Origin of the sequence: Rugosimonospora acidiphila (genome assembly GCF_039543385.1) — a bacterium.
Taxonomy (GTDB): Bacteria; Actinomycetota; Actinomycetes; order Mycobacteriales; family Micromonosporaceae; genus Rugosimonospora; species Rugosimonospora acidiphila.
This window is the reverse complement of the sequence record NZ_BAABJQ010000009.1, coordinates 92,322-109,454: the sequence shown is the minus strand read 5'-3', so window position 1 is coordinate 109,454 and position 17,133 is coordinate 92,322. Positions and strand designations below refer to the sequence as shown.

9 protein-coding genes are annotated in these 17,133 nt (G+C 73.1%); 5 read left to right on the top strand and 4 right to left on the bottom strand.

The window, feature by feature from the left end:
• Nucleotides 1–6 precede the first annotated feature (6 nt).
• Both ABEA87_RS17490 and ABEA87_RS17485 read right to left on the bottom strand, forming a co-directional pair.
• Nucleotides 7–810 (bottom strand): Fpg/Nei family DNA glycosylase, encoded by an 804-nt coding sequence (locus ABEA87_RS17490; protein WP_345630809.1) that lies wholly within the window; start codon nucleotides 808–810, stop codon nucleotides 7–9.
• A 113-nt stretch (nucleotides 811–923) separates the two neighbouring features.
• Nucleotides 924–5,084, bottom strand: coding sequence for a carboxypeptidase regulatory-like domain-containing protein (locus ABEA87_RS17485; RefSeq protein WP_345630807.1), 4,161 nt, complete (start codon nucleotides 5,082–5,084; stop codon nucleotides 924–926).
• Between the two features lie 436 nt (nucleotides 5,085–5,520).
• Between ABEA87_RS17485 and ABEA87_RS17480 the strand changes: the two genes are divergently transcribed.
• Complete coding sequence (locus ABEA87_RS17480) at nucleotides 5,521–9,822, top strand: carboxypeptidase regulatory-like domain-containing protein (protein ID WP_345630806.1); 4,302 nt, start codon at nucleotides 5,521–5,523, stop codon at nucleotides 9,820–9,822.
• 99 nt (nucleotides 9,823–9,921) lie between these two features.
• Here ABEA87_RS17480 and ABEA87_RS17475 read toward each other — a convergent pair whose 3' ends face one another.
• Entirely contained in the window at nucleotides 9,922–10,905 is a 984-nt protein-coding gene (locus tag ABEA87_RS17475; RefSeq protein WP_345630804.1) for a helix-turn-helix domain-containing protein, read from the bottom strand.
• Nucleotides 10,906–11,074: 169 nt separating this feature from the next.
• Between ABEA87_RS17475 and ABEA87_RS17470 the strand changes: the two genes are divergently transcribed.
• Nucleotides 11,075–12,109 (top strand): LuxR C-terminal-related transcriptional regulator, encoded by a 1,035-nt coding sequence (locus ABEA87_RS17470; RefSeq protein WP_345630802.1) that lies wholly within the window; start codon nucleotides 11,075–11,077, stop codon nucleotides 12,107–12,109.
• A 62-nt stretch (nucleotides 12,110–12,171) separates the two neighbouring features.
• Here ABEA87_RS17470 and denD read toward each other — a convergent pair whose 3' ends face one another.
• Nucleotides 12,172–13,143, bottom strand: coding sequence for a D-erythronate dehydrogenase (gene denD, locus ABEA87_RS17465; RefSeq protein WP_345630800.1), 972 nt, complete (start codon nucleotides 13,141–13,143; stop codon nucleotides 12,172–12,174).
• 99 nt (nucleotides 13,144–13,242) lie between these two features.
• Between denD and ABEA87_RS17460 the strand changes: the two genes are divergently transcribed.
• From ABEA87_RS17460 to ABEA87_RS17450, 3 genes are read left to right on the top strand one after another with little or no spacing between them, the layout of a single operon-like run.
• Nucleotides 13,243–14,739: a four-carbon acid sugar kinase family protein gene (locus tag ABEA87_RS17460; protein WP_345630799.1), complete on the top strand. Its 1,497-nt coding sequence runs from the start codon at nucleotides 13,243–13,245 to the stop codon at nucleotides 14,737–14,739.
• A gap of 2 nt (nucleotides 14,740–14,741) precedes the next feature.
• Nucleotides 14,742–15,620, top strand: coding sequence for an NAD(P)-dependent oxidoreductase (locus ABEA87_RS17455; RefSeq protein WP_345630797.1), 879 nt, complete (start codon nucleotides 14,742–14,744; stop codon nucleotides 15,618–15,620).
• Nucleotides 15,617–17,020 (top strand): nickel pincer cofactor-dependent isomerase, group 22, encoded by a 1,404-nt coding sequence (locus tag ABEA87_RS17450; protein WP_345630796.1) that lies wholly within the window; start codon nucleotides 15,617–15,619, stop codon nucleotides 17,018–17,020. Before ABEA87_RS17455 ends, ABEA87_RS17450 begins: the two co-directional genes overlap by 4 nt.
• Nucleotides 17,021–17,133 lie beyond the last annotated feature (113 nt).

Sequence of the window (17,133 nt, the reverse complement as noted above, 5' to 3'; positions counted from 1 at the left end):
ACGGTGCTAGGGCTGGCAGGTCGGGCACCAGTACGAGTTCCGGCCGGCCAGCCCGGCACGCAGCACCTCGCCGCCGCAGACCAGGCACGGCTGTCCGTGGCGCCGGTACACGTACACCTCGCCGCCGTGCCGGTCCATCCGGGGCGCCCGGCCCATCGCCTCCGGCAGGTGTCGACTGTGGACGGTGTCGATCCGCCCGAGCCGCACACCCTCCTTCATCAGCGCCACGAGGTCGGTCCACAGCCGCGTGAACGCCTCCGGGGTCAACCGGCGACCGGGCGCCGTCGGCGCGATCCCGGCCCGGAACAGCACCTCGGACACGTAGACCAGTCCGGCACCGGCCACAATGGACTGATCCATCAACAGGGCGGCGAGCGGCGTGTCCCGGCCCCCGATGCGGGCGTACGCGGCGGCCGGATCGGCGTCGTCGCGCAGCGGATCGGCGCCCAGCCGGTCGCGCAGCGCGTCCACCTCGGCCAGGGTCAGCAGCTCGCACGCCGACGCGCCGCGCAGGTCCAGCCAGTGGCGCCGGGTGGACAGCCGCAGCCGGACCTGCCCCACCGGGTCGGGTGCCGCACCGGTCCCCTCGGTGAACGCCCCGTACAGCCCGAGGTGGATGTGCACCGAACGCCCGTCGTAATGGTGGAACAGGTGCTTGCCGTACGCCTCGGTGTCGCGCAGCACGGACCCGGAGACGGCGGCGGCTCCCGTGGCGAACCGGCCCTGGGGGCTGCTGGCGGTGACCCGCTTGCCGGCGTACATGGTGCGGTGCCGCTCGGCGAGGCGGTGGAGGGTATGACCTTCGGGCACACTCCAGCCTAACTCCCGGAATGCGGAGGCCGGGGAGGGGCGCACCGCCCCTCCCCGGCCCGGCCGACCGGGAGCCCTCAGTCCTTCTTGAGCCCTCAGTCCTTCTTGAGCCCTCAGTCCTTCTTGAGGGCGAAGCTGGCCGTGGTGGTGGCACCCTTGGTGATCTTCACGGTGCCCACCTGCGGCTGGTACCCGTCCTTGGCGACGATCACCTGCAACGGGTTGTTACGGGTGTCCAACCAGAGCGCGTACTGGCCGTTCTTGTCGGTTTTCAGGGTGTAGCTCGTGGCCCAGCTGTCGATCTGGACCGTCGCGCCCGCCAGGGTGGAACCGTCCGCGGCCGAGGTGACGGAGCCGGTGATCTTGCCCCAAGTCTTGGGCGGATTCACCGTCATGGAGACCGCCACGCCGGCCGTCGAGTACGGCGTGTCGGTGCTGACCGCGACGTTTGCGGTGTATGTGCCCGGTTGGGTGATAGACGCGTCGGCGGCGTTCACCGTCACCGTGACCTTCGCGCTCTTACCGGGCGCCAGCGTAACGCTGGTCGTGCTCTCCGACAGCCACGGCACGTCGCTGGCCCCACCGCAGTCGGCGAAGCCGGGCAGCACCGAGTCGATCGGCAGCGGCGGTGCGAACGCTCCACCCGGGTTGCCCCCGATCTGGTAGAAGCCGCACGCGCTGCCGCCACGGTACAGAGCGTTGTTCGCGTTGGGCAGCGCGGTCCACGAGTCGCTGCTCGGGTCGTACGCGAACCCCTGGTTGGTGACCGTGGCGCTGTTGTTGGTCACGCCGCCGGAGACCAGCAGCATTCCGTTGGCGGCGGTGTAGTCCGAACCCCACAGATCCATGGGCAGGCCCGCCACCGGCGACCACGAGTCGGTCCCCGGGTCGTACGCGTAGGCGTGCGAGCTGCCGGCCCCGCTGTTGGTGGTGCCGCCGGCGCAGTACACCTTCGCGCCCAGCGCGCCGCAAGACTCCCAGGACACCTGCTCCGGGTACGCGGCGGCCGGCGACCAGGTGTCGCTCACCGGGTCGTAGACCTCCACGTCCGTACTGCCGCACGTGCTGGTGCAGCCGCCGACCACGTACAGCTTGCCGTCGAGCACCGCGGTGCCGGAACCCGCGTACGGCTTGGGGTCCGGTGCGCCGGTCGACCATCCGTTCGTGGCCGGGTCGTAGATCTCCAGCTTCGGGTCCGCGTTGCCGTTGGCGTCCCAGCCACCGGCGGCGTAGAACTTCCCGTTGATGAACGCGGCGGCCGGCTTCTCCCGGGTGTCCGCGGCGCTGGCCAGCGGGCTCCAGGCGCCGCTGTCCGGGTCGTAGACGTACATGGCCGACGTGTCACCGTCACCGGTGAAGCCGAACGCCGAGTAGAGCTTGCCGTCGTTGACCGCCGCCACGTTGTCCTGGATAGGGGTCGGGTAGTCGGCGATCGCGGTCCACGGCGCGTCCGACGGTGTGCCGTCGGCGGGTGCCGCCTTGGCCGCCGGCGCCAGCGACTTGCCGTCCGCCCTCAGCGCGTGCGGCGAGTAGCTGCCGTTGACCTTCTGGACCGGCGCGCCGCCGGCGGTCATCAGCGTGGAGGCGCCGGACTGCTCGCCGAGGTTCACCGTGGCGGGCTCGGTACCGGTGTTCTTCAGGGTCACCGTGGCGCTGGCGGTGCCGCCCCAGGCGACCGTCTTGGCGATGCTCGACGGGCTCACCGTCACCTGGCCGGCCTTCAGCGCGAAGTCCGCCCGGGTGGCGTAGTTCGCCGACACCTTCACCGTGCCGGTGGCAGTCGTGTAGCGACCGTCCGTCGCGGTGAACTGGTGCGTGCCGGTGGCCGGCGAGAACAGCCAGTAGAAGCCGTCGCCGAGGTTGGTGTCGTCCGGGGTCGCCGCGGTGGTGCCGCCGACCCCGGCCTGGTCCACCGAGGTCACCTTCGCCCCGACCAGGCCCTTGCCGGTGTTGGCGTCGGTGACCTGGCCGAAGACGATGCCACCCGGGGTCGTCGGGTCGCAGGTCCGGGCCCCGACGAACACGTTGTCCAGCTCCCACCACCAGCCGAAGCTGCCGGTGAAGTGGAACCGGATCAGCACCGAGGACTTCCCGGCCGCCTGCGGCAGCGGAATGTCGACGTGCGCCTCTCGCAGCGCGTCGCTGCCATGGTGCCAGACGTTGCTCCACGTCGTGCCGCCGTCGACGCTGACGTCTACGTCGGCGGTCTGGCCGTTGAAGGAGTTGTAGTCGGTGTCGAAGCTGACCGTCGGGCTGCTGACGCCGGTGAAGTCGGCGGCCGGTGCGGTCAGCGTGGTGTTCTCAGTCTTGCTCGAACCATCGTGGTCGCTGTCCACCATGGCGAAGCCGCCGCTGCCGCCCGTCAAGTTGCCGCGGTTGCCGTCGTCGGTGAACACCCAGCCGGCCGTGCCGGTGCCGTTGTCGACCGTCCAGCCGTCCGGTGCCGTGGTGGCGTCGAACGACTGCGTGGTGCCGGCGTAGTGCAACTGGTACCCGGGTGCGTCACAGGCCAGCGCGTCGACCGGCACGTCCATGTTGGCCTGCGCGTCGGTGGTGCCCAGGGTGACGCTGGTGCCGCCGGTCTCGTACCCGGTGTAGACGGGGGTGGCCTTCAGCTGGTAGGTCTGGCCCTGCGGCAGGTCCATGCTGTAGTGCCCGGTGGACGGGTCAGTGAACACGCCACCGCCCGGCACCCCGTCGGCGGTCACCTTCGCGTACAGCGGCCAGCCGTGGCCGGAGCCGTCGGTGACCGTGCCGCTGACGGTGGCGTGCGGCACGGCGGTCAGCGAGAAGTCCTCCGTCACCTGCGCGCCGTCGGCCACGGCGACGCCGGTGACAGTGGCGTCGGAGTACCCGTAGCCGTTGGCCGTCACGTCGTAGCTGCCGACCGGTAGGTGCAGGTCGTAGTGGCCCTGAGCGTCGGTGGTAGTGGTGGTGTCACCGGCGGCCACGGTGGCGCCGGCTATCCCGGCGCCGGTGCCGGCGTCGGTCACCGTGCCGGTCACCTCGCCGTGCGGCCCGGTCGAGAACGCCCCCGTCCCGTTCGGGGTGCCCAGACCGGTCGGGCCGTCGTAGCCCGGGCCGGCGGTGCACAGGTACGCGGGGGAGCAGGTGCCGTTGTTTCCAGTGGTGACGTCGTTGAGCGCGCCGGTGGCCGCGTACGGGTAGGAGTTCGGGTACGTGCCGGCGACCGGGGTGCCCGCGTCGGCGAACGTCGACGTGATGATGGGCGCCGCGGCGCTGGTGCCGCCGTACACGCTCCAGCCGGTGTTGCCGTACGTTTGGTACACGGCAACGCCGGTGGCCGGGTCGGCGACCGCGGACACGTCCGCCTCGGCCCGGTTGGCGCAGCCGGTGTCCGTCTGGAAGGACGGCTTCGGTTCGTACAGCGAGCAGCCGCTGCCGGGGGCGCCGAAGGAGTTGTTCCACACCGACTCCGACCAACCGCGCGTGTTGTCGGCCCGGGTCAGCGCGGTGCCGCCGACCGAGGTCACGTACTGCGAGGCGGCCGGGTAGGCGACCCCGTAGCCGAGGTCGCCCGTGCTGGCCACGATGGCGACGCCGGGGTGGTTGAAGTACGGGTCCGACGCGGTGGTCTCGGTCGGGTCCTCACCGCTGCCCGGGGTGCTGTCGTAGCCGCTGCCCCAGCTGTTGGACACATACTTGGCACCGGTGGCGACCGCCTCGTCCTCGGCGGCGTACAGGTCGGTGTTGTTGTTGGTGTCCGCCTCGACCAGCACGATGTGCGCCTGCGGTGCGATGGCGGAGACCATGTCCAGGTCCAGCGAGATCTCGCCGGACCAGTCACCGTTGGGGGTCGGGTAGTCGGTGCCACCGCGCTGGTCCACCTTGCGGAAGCACCCACTCGCGGCGTCACAGGCGGGCAGCCCGAACTGCTGGCGGTACACGGCGAGGTCGGACTCGGCGTTCGGGTCGTCGAAGGCGTCGACGATCGCGATCGTCGCGCCGGCGCCGCCGTTCGCCGGCAGGGTGTACGCGCTGCGCAGGTCGGATGGGCCGTAGCCCTGCGGCGTGGCGTCGGCGGGCCGCAGGCCGCGGGTCGGCGCGAGGTCGGTGCGGCGCAACGCGAAGCACGCCGACTGGCCCTTCTTCGGAGTGCCGCACACCGCCACGACGTTCTGTTTCGCCGAGGCGGTACCGGCCGGGGTGGCCGCGCCACCCTTGGCGGGGGCGGCGTTCGCCGCGGCCGGCAGGCCGAGCACGGCGGTGGCCATGACGAGAGCCCCGGTCAGCAGCCAGGTTCTGGCGCGCACCGGGGTCCGTCCCTGTCTGGGTAGGTGCATCAAGGTCCTCCACCCTCGTTGCGACCACGGCCCCTTGTCGGGGCCGAGGACAGACGATCTTCGTTTGCCGTTTCCCCACCATGCGTAGGCAAACTTAAATGTGTCAACGTAATCGGAAGGGCCAACATGGGAAGCGACTCATTTGCGCAGCGTCGACATGAACGCTCCGTCCGGCCGTGCGGAGGCGAGGTGTACCCGGGCGAACGTCGCGGCCGTGGCGAGGCGTGAATACGTCACGGCGGAAAACCGCCACCCGGCCGCGTTGATTTCCCGTGGCCCGCTGATGAACCTTCTCTTGCCGGCGGATCGCAGAACGGCTCAGCGTGGAGCTGCCCGCCCGGCGTGAACCCCCACGGCTACGACTGGAGCGCCGGTGCACCTTCGACGACCCTTACCCTCGCGCGGCATGGCGTCCGACCGATCTGGCTCGGCGCGTCTGGCGCCGCGCCGCGACCCAGGTCAGTCGTCGGCGATTCGCCTGCTCGCGGCGGCCGCCGCGCTGCTGCTCGCCACGCTCGTCACGCAGGTACCGCAGGACGCGGCCACTGCCGCGCCGGCGACCGGCGCCCAGGTGGCCACCCAGGCGCTGTGCGGCCCGCCGAAGCCGGGCCAGTTCACCTGCTTCGCGCTGCGGCGCACCGACCTGAAGCAGGGGGCCGGGCTCCAGGCGCGCGACGGTGCGGCCACCACCCCGCCCGACGGGTACGGCCCGGCGGACCTGCACTCCGCATACGGGCTGCCGGCCGACGGCGGTGCCGGCGAGACGGTCGCGATCGTGGACGCCTTCGACGACCCGAACGCCGAGTCCGACCTGGCGGTCTACCGCCAGCAGTTCGGGCTGCCCGCCTGTGACGCCGCGAGTGGGTGCTTCCGGAAGGTGGACCAGCGGGGCGGCGCGGCCTATCCGGCGGCCGACGACGGCTGGGCCGGCGAGATCTCGCTGGACCTCGACATGGTGTCGGCCATCGCGCCGGCCGCGCACATCCTGCTCGTCGAGGCGGACAACCCCGACACCGACAGCCTCGGCACCGCGGTCAACACCGCCGTCGCCCTGGGCGCGAAGTACGTGTCCAACTCCTACGGCGGGTACGGCGAGGACCCCAGCTCGCTCGCCTACGACGAGGCCTACTACGACCACCCCGGCACGGCGATCGTGGCCAGCTCGGGCGATGACGGGTACGGGGTCAGCTACCCGGCCTCCTCGCCGTACGTCACCTCGGTCGGCGGCACCGCGCTGACCCGGGACGGCAGCGCCCGCGGCTGGTCGGAAACGGTGTGGAACAGCGTGGCGAACACGTCGGACGGTCCCCGGTGGGGCGCGCCCGGCTCCGGCTGCTCGGCGGTCGAGCCGAAGCCGTCGTTCCAGACCGACCCGGACTGCCCCGGCCGCTCGGTCGCGGACGTGTCCGCCGTCTCCGACCCGGCCACTGGCGTGGCCGTCTACAACAGCTACTCCGACGCCGGCTGGAACGTCTACGGCGGTACGAGCGCCGCGTCGCCCATCATCGCGGGCGTGTACGCCGACGCGGGCACCCCGGTGGCCGGCAGCTACCCGGCCTCCTACCCGTACCTGAGCCCCGGCGCGCTCAACGACGTGACCGTCGGCGACAATGCCAGCTGCGCGGACAGCTCATTGTGTGGCTTCGGCACCACGCCGCAGTGCACCCCGCGGTACGAGTGCGTGGCCGGCCCCGGGTACGACGGGCCGACCGGCCTGGGTACCCCGCAGGGCCTGTCCGCGTTCCGGCCCGGCCCGCACGCCACGCTCGCCGGTACGGTGACCGACGCGTCCACCGGCAGGGCGGTGGCCGGTGCCTCGGTGACGCTGGGCGCGTACCACGCCACCACCGACTCCGGCGGCGCCTACCAGCTGGTCGTGCCGGTCGGCTCGTACCCGCTGTCGGTCGCCGCGTTCGGCTACGCCGACCAGGACCTCGGCTCGGTCGAGCTGGCCGACGGCGCCTCGGTGACCCGGGACGTCGCGCTGACCCCGGTGCCCACGCAGACCATCTCCGGCACCGTGCGCGACGGCGGCGGCCACGACTGGGGCGTCTACGCGAAGGTGACGGTCGACGGGGTGCCCGGCACCGCGTTCACCGACCCGGCCACCGGCGCCTACTCGGTCAAGGTGCCGATGGACCACACCTACACCCTGCACGCCACCGCCCTGTACCCCGGCTACCAGCCGGCCAGCGCCGACGTTTCGGTCGGCGAGTCCGGCGTCGAGGCCGACCTGCGGCTGCCGGTGTCCACCACCGGCGCGCTGGCGCCCGGCTACGCCATCACCTACCACGGCGGCGCGCAGCAGAGCTTCGACACCAGCACGACGCCGGACGGCTGGACGGTCAAGAACAACACGTCGGCCGGCGGCTGGCAGTTCGACGACCCGCTCAACCGCGGCAACCAGACCGGCGGCAACGGCCACTTCGCCATCGTGGACGACTACGCCCTCGGCTGGCTGCCGGCCGACACCGAACTCATCAGCCCCAGCTACGACTTCAGCGCGGAGAAGACGCCCGAGCTGGACTTCGACACCGCGCTGCCCTCGACGTACCGGCTGGACGACCCGACCGCGGACGTCGACGTGAGCACCGATGACGGCCAGACGTGGACCACTGTGTGGCACCACACCGACGTCATCAACGGGCCGGCGCACGAAGTGGTGCCGCTGGACCAGTTCGCGGGCAAGCCGTCGGTCCGGGTGCGTTTCCATTTCACCGGTGCGCTGACCGGCACCTGGCAGCTGGACGACGTCGCGATCGGCACGCGGGCCCTGCAGACGCTGACCGGCGGTCTGCTGGTCGGCCAGGTGACCGACGCCAACACCGGCGCCGGGGTCCTCGGCGCGACGGTCAGCGGCGTCGCGGTGCCCACCGACTCGGGGCACGCCGTCGCCACCCCCGGCGACTCCGCGCTGCCCAACGGGCTCTACTGGCTGTTCTCCGGCCGCACCGGCAAGCAGCAGTTCACCGCCGGGCTGCCCGGCTTCGGGTACCCGGCGGTCACCGCCAAGGTGCCCGTCGCCTCGAACGCGGTCACGGCGGCCGACTTCGCGCTGCACCCCGCGCAGCTGAGGGCCAACGAGAGCGCCGTCGCCGGCAGCGTGCCCTGGGGCGGCACGAAGACGGTCAACCTCACCGTCACGAACACCGGTGGTTCGCCGGCCACCGTCACGCTCGGGGAACAGGCGCTCGGCGGCGCGCCGAGTCCGGCGGCCGGGGCCGCCCGGCAGCGGGTGAAGGCCGGTGTGACCCCGCTGACCGCGTCGTCAGTCGCCGCGAGCCCGGCGCCGACGGGTACCGCGCCGACGGGTACCGCGCCGACGGGTACCGCGCGGGCCGGTGCCGCGCCGGCCGGGCAGGCGTGGCAGCCGCTGACCGACCTGCCGACCGGCACGTACGGCGGGATCGCGGCCGTGGCGGGCGGGGTGCTCTATGCCGGGCTGGGCGAAGCGCCCGGCGGCCAGTGGAGCAACGCGTTCTACTCGTACGACCCGGCCAGCGCGAGCTGGACCACCCTGGCCAGCGCCACCACCAAGCGGTTCGGGGCGGCGTACGGCGTGATCCGGGGCAAGCTCTACGTGACTGGTGGCCGGGACTCGGCCGGCAATCCCATCAAGGGTGGCGAGGTCTACGACCCGGCGACGAACGCCTGGTCGCAGATCGCCGACGCGCCGGTGGCGTACGGCGACGAGGGCTCGGCGGTGCTCGGCGACAAGCTGTACGTGATCGGCGGCTGCGACTGGGACGGCTGCGGGTACAACACCGTGCAGGTCTACGACCCGGCGTCGGACACCTGGTCGGCGGGCCCGCCGTACCCTGCCCCGGTCTCGTTCCCCTCGTGCGCCACGGTCGACGGCGTGCTGTACTGCGCCGGCGGCGCGGACGAGCCGGCCGACGCGGTCGGCACCGACACCGCGACCGGGTACAAGCTGGACTCGACCAGCGGCAAGTGGACGCGGATCGCGGATGCGCCGGTCGACTTCTGGGGGGCCGCCGCCACTGCGGCCGACGGCCGGCTGCTGTCCGCGGGCGGCGACGTGCTGTCCGCCGGATCGATGACCAATGAGGCGTACGCCTACGATCCCGCCACCGACGCCTGGTCGGCGATGCCGAACCTGGCCAGCCCGGTGATGGAGGCGGCCGGCGCCATCGGCTGGTACGTGCTGGGCGGGTTGAACGGCTACAGCGTGCCCGAGGCCACGGCGCAGAAGCTGCCCGGCTACGACGCGCCGCACGCCGACGTGCCGTGGCTGTCCGAGAACGTCACGACGGTCACCATCGGGGCCGGCAAGTCGGCGGCCGTCAAGGTGACGCTCGACGCCACCGCGATGGGATCGGCCGACACCGGCGACCACCATGCGAGCCTGCTCATCGACAGCGACACGCCGTACGGCTCGCTGACCGTGCCGATCACCATGACCATCACGGCCCCCGCCGGCTGGGGCGAACTGACCGGAACGGTCACCGGCAGGTCGGCGGACGGCACCCAGATGCCGCTGTCCGGCGCGGTGGTGCAGGTCGACACCAAGAACGGCGACACCACGTTGACCACCGACGACCAGGGCGCGTACCGGCTCTGGCTGCCGACCAAGGACAATCCGCTGACGGTGATCGTCGCCGCGACCGGCTACCAGCCGGACACCAGGACGGTGAAGTTGGTCAAGGGTGGCGTGGTCGCCGCCGACTTCAGCCTGGCGGCGCGCTGAGCCGAGGGGTGATCCTCACCGATGAAGCGTCACGGGCCGGCCGCACCGCGCGGCCGGCCCGCGCCGCCGGCCGCAACGTGTCCGGGCCATGGGCCGTCGTCACGTTTCCGGCCGCCACCAGCCGCGGCTGGCGGCCAGGATGCCGGCCTGGAATCTGCTGGTCGCGCCCAACCGGGCCAGCAGCGCCTGTACCCGTCGCTGGATGGTGCGGTGGCCGATGCCCAGTTGCCGGGCGATCGCCTCGTCGGACAGCCCCATCGCGAGCAGGGCGATGATCCGGCGATCCTCCTCGGGCAGCGCGTCGTCGTCCGGCTGCCCGGTCTGCTCGGGGATGTAGGGCTGGGCATGCTGCCACAGCGTCTCGAACAGCGTGGACAGGGCGTCCAGCAGCGCCGACGGGTACACCAGGATGCAGGAGTCGAGCACCTGCGGGGTGGCCAGCAGCGGGATCAGGCCGGCCTGGTCGTCGGCCAGGATCATCTTCATCGGCGTCTGCGGCAGGAACCGCACCTCCTCGCCCGCGGCGATGTCGCCCTCGATGCGCCGCACGCCACCGGCCACCCGCAGCGCGTCGTGGGCGTGGATGAACCGGCTGCGCACCCGCCGCCCGCCGATGTTCAGGCTGGAGTTGACCCGCTCGCCGTTGCTGGCCTTGGCGTAGGGCGGCGCGTCGATGCCCCGGATCTCCCGCTCGGCCCGGCGGAACAGCTGCTGCCCGCACCGCGCCACGCCGTCCGGCCCGGTGATCACCTCTATCAGCGAGGCCGAGTCCCGGCCGACCTGCGCCTTGCGGTGCCGTTCGGCCAGGTGCTGGGCCAGGGCCCGGACCCGGTGGATGTCCCGTTCCCGGGCGAGCAGCAGCACCTCCAGCGCGTGCTCCGGCGGCAGCGCCCGGTACCGGGTGGGGCGCCCCGGCATCCGGGAGACCAGGCCGCGGTCCTCCAACCGGATGAGCGCACCCTTCAGGTTGTCCTGGTCGATGCCGGTGCGGCTGGCCAGCTCCTCGACGGTCAGGGCCGGGCCGTCGACGAGGCAGAGATAGGCGCTCTCTCCCCAGACGTCGACACCGAGAACCTCAAGCACGCGCACCTCCGCGACCATCCCGCCGGCCGCCAGTATCGCCGCCGAGATCGCCGGGGTGCACCGGGCCCGTGACGTGGCATCGATCTCAATCCCGGCCGGGAACCCATCGGGTGAACGTTCGCTGATACGGTCGGACAGCGATGAGCGTCAGACGGCGGGTTGGCTGACCGTGTCCCAACCCAACAACCAGCTCGGTGCCGTCGGCGTGAGCCCGCCCCACGAACAGGCGTACCGGTACCTGGTTCGGGAGGGGCACAGCCGCACCGCCCGCGAGGTCGCCGAGGCGCTGGGTCTGTCGGTGCGCGCGGCCCGGGACCTGCTGCGGGTGCTGGAGGACAAGGCGCTGGTCACGCGGGTACCGACCCGCCCGCCTGGTTACAGCGCCAGCCCTCCGGAGTTGGCCCTGGAGACCCTGGTGACCCGCAGGCGCGAGGAGCTGGCCCAGATCCGGGTGGTCGCCAAGGAGCTGCAGGACCAGTACCGCGAGGCGGCCTCCGACGGCACGGCCGCCGACCTGGTCGAGGTGATCGTCGGGCGCGAGCGGTCGATGCGGTACTTCATGCACCTGGTGCACACGGCGAAGTTCCAGTTCGACTCGCTGACGAAGCCGCCGTACGTGGCGGTCGACGACCCCAACGACGTCCTGCGGGCCGAGGGCGCGGGCATCCGGCGAGGGGTACGGTCCCGGTCGGTCTACGAGAGCGGGGCGCTGGACGAGTCGCTCACGCTGGCCGTCGCCGAGCACAGCCTCGCCATGGGCGAGCAGGCGCGCGCCGTCGCCAACGTGCCCATGAAGCTGGCGCTGTTCGACGGGCGTGCCGGCTTCGTACCGCTGAAGGTGGACGAGCCCGGCCTGGGCGCGCTGGTGGTTCACCCGTCGCCACTGCTGGACGCGCTCATCGCGCTGTTCGAGAGCATCTGGGAGCGCGCGGTGCCGCTGCAGTCCCTGCGCGACGGCGGGCCGCCCGATGAGCTGAGCGAGCGGGCCCAGCAGGTGCTGCTGCTGATGTCGGCCGGGCTGAAGGACGAGTCCATCGCGCGGGTGACCGGCATGAGTCGGCGCACGGTGCAGAAGCACGTTACCGCGACGATGGCCATGCTGGGCGCCCGCACCCGGTTCCAGGCGGCGCTGCTGGCCCGCGAGCGAGGCTGGGTGGGCAGCGCCCTGGCCAACCCCGAGCAGGCGCCGGTCATTTCGGATTGACATCCCACCGCACGGTCGGGAACCTTTCCCCGGCGGCTGGCGGCCTGGTCGCGCCACCGAGCCTATCGATCCTCGACGAACGCCCGCACGATCGACGCGAAGTCCGGATCGGCGGCCAGGCCCAGCCGGTGCGCCCGCGCGGTGTCGAAGCGCGCGGGCCAGCTCGTCACGATGGCCTCGATGTCGGGGTCGGGCGCCCAGTCGATGAGGTCGGCGGCCCGCTTGCCGGCCACCTCCGCGAGCGCGGCCACCATGTCGGCCACGGTGGTACGCACCGCCGGAAGGTTCATCGCCACCGGTGCGCCGAAGTCCTCCATGGACACCGCGGCCACCCGCAGCAGGCCCTCGATGGTGCGCGCCGGGGAGGACAGCGCGACCGCGGTGGGTGCCGGCACCGGGCAGACGGCGCGCTGCCCGGCCAGCGGCTCGCGGATGATGCCGGACAGGAAGCCGGAGGCGGCACCGTTGGGCCGGCCCGGCCGCACGCTGACCGTCATCAGCCGCACCGGCCGGCCGTCGATGAAGCCCTTGCGGGTGTAGTCGGTCAGCAGCTGTTCGAGGATGAACTTCTGGGTGCCGTAGCTGGTGCGCGGGGTTGGCAGGGTGGCGTCGGTGACCACCTCGGGTAGCGGCCGGCCCGGCCACTGCCCGTATACCGCCAGCGAACTGGCGAACACCAGGGTGACCCGCTCGGGCAGCGACCGGCACGCCTCGAACAGCGCGTACCCGGCCCGCAGGTTGGCCTCGATGCCCAGGTCGAAGTCGGCCTCGCACTCCGCGCTGACCGCGGCGGCCAGATGGAACACGAGGTGGGCGCCGGCCAGCGCGTCCAGCGAGTCGACCAGCTCACCGCGCACCGTGCGTACCCGTGGATCGGCGGCCAGGTCGGGCGGCGGCGCGACCCGGTCCAGCAGGGTGAGCCGGTCGACCGGGGTGGGCGGCGCGCCGTCGCGGGCGAGCGATCCTTTCGCCAGGATCGTCCGGGCCAGGCGCGCACCGAGGAAGCCGGAGCCGCCGGTGATGACGATGTTCACAGGTCCTCCTTGATAGGAATGCAGCCTATAATCTGCTTCATCGCTACGCGTCGAACGCCTGACGACCGATTCCGAGTCTAGATCTTGGAAGGGGATTCGATGACGGACGCACGGGCGCTGCGGGACAGCCCGGCCGAGCCGGGCCGCGGCTCGGGTGAGCAGCCCGAACGCCTTCCCTGGGGCGAGGTGCCGCCGGTGCCCGACGGTGCCGACCTGCGCGCCCGCATCCGGGCGCTGAGGGTCCAGGCCGGCCGGATGATCGGGGTGTTGGACGACGACCCGACCGGATCGCAGTCGGTGCACGGCGTCCAGGTGGTGACCGTGCCCGACCCGGCCGAGTCCGAGCGGGCCCTGGCGGGCCCGGCGCCCACCGCGTTCGTGCTGACCAACACCCGCAGTCTCGCCGAGCCCGACGCGGTGGCGCTGGCCGAGTCGGTGGCGGGCGACCTGCTTGCCCTCGCCGCCCGGGCCGGACGACCGATCGACCTGGTCAGCCGCAGCGACTCCACGCTGCGCGGGCACGTGCTGGCCGAGATCGGGGCGCTGGATCGGGCCCGCCGCGCGGCGGTGGGGCGCGGCCACGACGCGGTGCTGTTCGTGCCGACCTACCTGGAGGCCGGCCGGGTCACCGCGGGGGACGTGCACTGGGCCCGGATCGGCGAGCGCTTCGTGCCGGTGAGCGAGACCGAGTTCGCGCGGGACGCGACATTCGGGTACGGCACGTCGAACCTGCGCGAGTTCCTCGTGGCGGCCGGCCGGGGCGCCGTCGCGGAGCACCGGGTCCACTCCATCGGCCTGACCGACATCCGTCGCGGCGGACCCGACCGGGTGGCCGAGCTGCTGGACGGCGTCGGCCCCGGCGACCTGGTGGTGGTCAACGCGCTGGACTACGCCGACCTGGAGACGGTCGCGCTGGCCGCGCTGAACGTCGAGGCGACCGGCAAATCGCTGCTCTACCGCACCGGACCGTCGTTCGTACGTGCCCTGGACGGCCAGGAGCCCAAGCCGGCGCTGACCGGGGCGCAGATCTGGCCCGGCGGCCACCCGGGCGGGCACGGCCTGATCGTGGTCGGGTCGCACGTCGGGCAGACCAGCCGGCAGGTCGAGGCCCTGCGCTCCCGGTGCGACGTCATCCCGGTCGAGCTGGACGTGCCGGAGCTGCTGGCATCCGGCGATCCGGCGGCGTACGTGGCGCGGGCCGCGGCCCGGGTGACCGAGGGGCTGAGCCGCTCCGACGTCCTGCTGCTGACCAGCCGCACCCTGGTCGGCGGCGCGATCGGCGACGCCGGCCTGAGCATCGCGCGGAGGGTATCCGCGGCCGTGGCGGACGTGGTGCGCCGGGCGCTGGCGGCCGGCCCGTCGTGGGTGCTGGCCAAGGGCGGCATCACCTCGCACGACGTGGCCGTCAGCGGGCTGGGCATCCGCCGCGCCGAGGTGGCCGGGCAACTCTTCGAGGGCATGGTCTCGCTGTACCGGCCGGTGTCGGCGCGTGAACGGGCGGTCGGCCGGCCGTACGTCGTGTTCGCCGGCAACGTCGGCGACGAGCGGGCGCTGGCGGACGTGGTGGCACGGATGAGCGCAGAGGCGGGTGGGTAGGGATGCGAGTCGGTTGGCTGGGGCTCGGCGCCATGGGCGGCCCGATGGCGGCGTGCCTGTCGCGCGCCGGGCACGAGGTCAGCGGGTACGACCTCGACCCGGCGCGGATGTCGGCGCTGGCGGCGGCGGGCGGGTCCGCGGCCGCCTCGGCCCGGGCGGCGGTGACCGGCGCCGAGGCGGTGGTCGTCATGGTGGCCACCCCGGCGCAGGTCGAGGAGGTGCTGTTCGGCGAGCGGGGCGCCGCCGCGTCGCTGGCGCCCGACGCCGTCGTGGCGCTGATGGCGACCGTCGGGCCGGAGGCGGTCGTCGACTGGGCGCGGCGACTGGCGGCGCTGGGCGTGGAGCTGATCGACGCGCCGGTGTCGGGCGGTACTGGGCGGGCCGCCACCGGCGACCTGCTCATCATGGCGAGCGGCGCGCCGGCCCCACTCGCCGCGCTGGCGCCGCTGCTGGACGCGCTGGCCCGGCAGGCGCCGACGGTCGGGCCGGCGCCCGGCGACGGCCAGCGGATGAAGCTGGTCAACCAGCTGCTCTGCGGGGTGCACATCGCCGCGGCGGCCGAGGCGCTGGCCTTCGCCGAGGCGGCCGGCCTGGACGCGCGAGCCTGCTGGGAGACCGTGCGGCACGGCGCGGCGGCCTCGTTCATGCTGGACGACCGGGGCGAACGGATGCTGGCCGAGACCCACGACGACGTGCGCAGCGCGCTGGACGTGTTCGTCAAGGACATGGACCTGGTCCTGCGGACCGCGCGGGCGCACGGGTTCGAGGCGCCGCTGGCCGGCGCGGCGCAGCGCCGCTACGAGGCGGGCGCCCGGGCCGGCCTGGGCCGCCGGGATGACTCGGTCCTGATCGAAATCGCCCGCGGCGGTGGTGTGGCATGACCTCCGGGCCGGACCGCGCGGGCTGGACCTCCGACCCACGGCGCAGCGACCTGGTCGCGCGGGTGGGCGCCCGGGTGCGGCTGCCCAGCATGCGGTTGGTGCGGCGGCGGGGTGCCCCGTCGCGGATCGCCGACCTCGACGGCGTGGCGCGGGCCGAGGTGCGCCGCGCCATCGGCGGCGCGGCGGGGATTGGCGGGCCGCGGCGCGGTGCGGCGGGGATCGGTGCGGCGGAGAGTGGCGCGGCGGGCGACGGTGCGCCGGTCGCGGTGGCCGTGGGCAGCCGGGGCATCGCGCACCTGGCGGAGCTGGTGGCGGCGGCAGTGGACGAGCTGCGCCGGGCCGGCTTCGCGCCGTTCATCGTGCCCGCGATGGGCAGCCACGGCGGCGGTACCGCCGAGGGACAGGCCGCGGTGCTGGCCGGGTACGGCATCACCGAGCAGCGGCTGGGCGTACCGGTGCGGGCCGGCATGGACACCGAGGTGGTGGGTGAGGTCGACGGCGTGCCGGTGCACCTCGACCGGTACGTGGCCCGGGCGGGTCGGGCGTTCCTGGTGGCCCGGGTCAAGCCGCACACCGACTTCCGGGGCGGCATCGAGAGCGGGGCGGCGAAGCTGGCCGCCATCGGGCTGGGCAAGCAGGCCGGCGCGCAGGAACTGCACGGCCGGGGGATCGAGGGGCTGCGCGAGACGATGCCCGCGGTGGGCCGGTACCTGGCCGACCGGTACCTGCTGGGCGCGCTGGCCGTGGTGGAGGACGAGTTCGACGAGACGCTGGTGGTGCGCGGCCTGGTGCCGGGGGACATCGGCCGGGCCGGCGAACGGGAACTGCTGGAGCTGGCTCGACGCTCGCTGCCCCGGCTGCCGGTCGAGGGCGGCATCGACGTGCTCGTGGTGTCGCGGATGGGCAAGGACATCAGCGGTACCGGGATGGATCCCAACGTGATCGGGCGCTGGCTGGTACCGGGGCTGGCCGAGCCGGACCCGGCACCGGTGCGGGCGGTGGTGGCGCTGAACCTCACCGAGGCGTCCCACGGCAACGCGATCGGTGTGGGGCTGGCCGACTTCGTACCGGCCAGGCTGGTGTCGGGGATCGACCTGGACGCCTTCTACCTCAACGTGATGACCGCCGGCTGGGCGGGGCTGCGGCGTGGCCGGCTGCCGGTGGTGCTGCCGACGGACCGGGACGCCATCGTCGCCGCGCTGGCCGTCTGCGGCCCGGAGGCGGCCCGCCGGCCGAGGCTGGTCTGGATCCGGGACACGCTGCACACCCAGGTGTGCGCGGTCAGCGAGGCGCTGTGGTCCGGGCTCGACGACGGCGTGGAACCGGACGCGGGCGAGCCGTTCGCGTTGCCGTTCGACGCGCACGGAGCCCTCCCGGCCGGGTTCCTACCCCACGCCTGAGCCGTGCCACCCCATCGGGCCGCGCAGCCATCGCCCTCCCGTATCCATCGCCCTCCCGTATCCATCGCCCTCCCGTATCCACTACCTTCCGCATCCATTGCCATCGTTGCGAC

What these genes read in the sequence shown, in the direction of transcription:
- ABEA87_RS17480 (WP_345630806.1), top strand. Translation starts at nt 5,521, where the DNA reads ATGGCGTCCGACCGATCTGGCTCGGCGCGTCTGGCGCCGCGCCGCGAC.
- ABEA87_RS17460 (WP_345630799.1), top strand. Translation starts at nt 13,243, where the DNA reads ATGACGGACGCACGGGCGCTGCGGGACAGCCCGGCCGAGCCGGGCCGC.
- ABEA87_RS17455 (WP_345630797.1), top strand. Translation starts at nt 14,742, where the DNA reads ATGCGAGTCGGTTGGCTGGGGCTCGGCGCCATGGGCGGCCCGATGGCG.
- ABEA87_RS17450 (WP_345630796.1), top strand. Translation starts at nt 15,617, where the DNA reads ATGACCTCCGGGCCGGACCGCGCGGGCTGGACCTCCGACCCACGGCGC.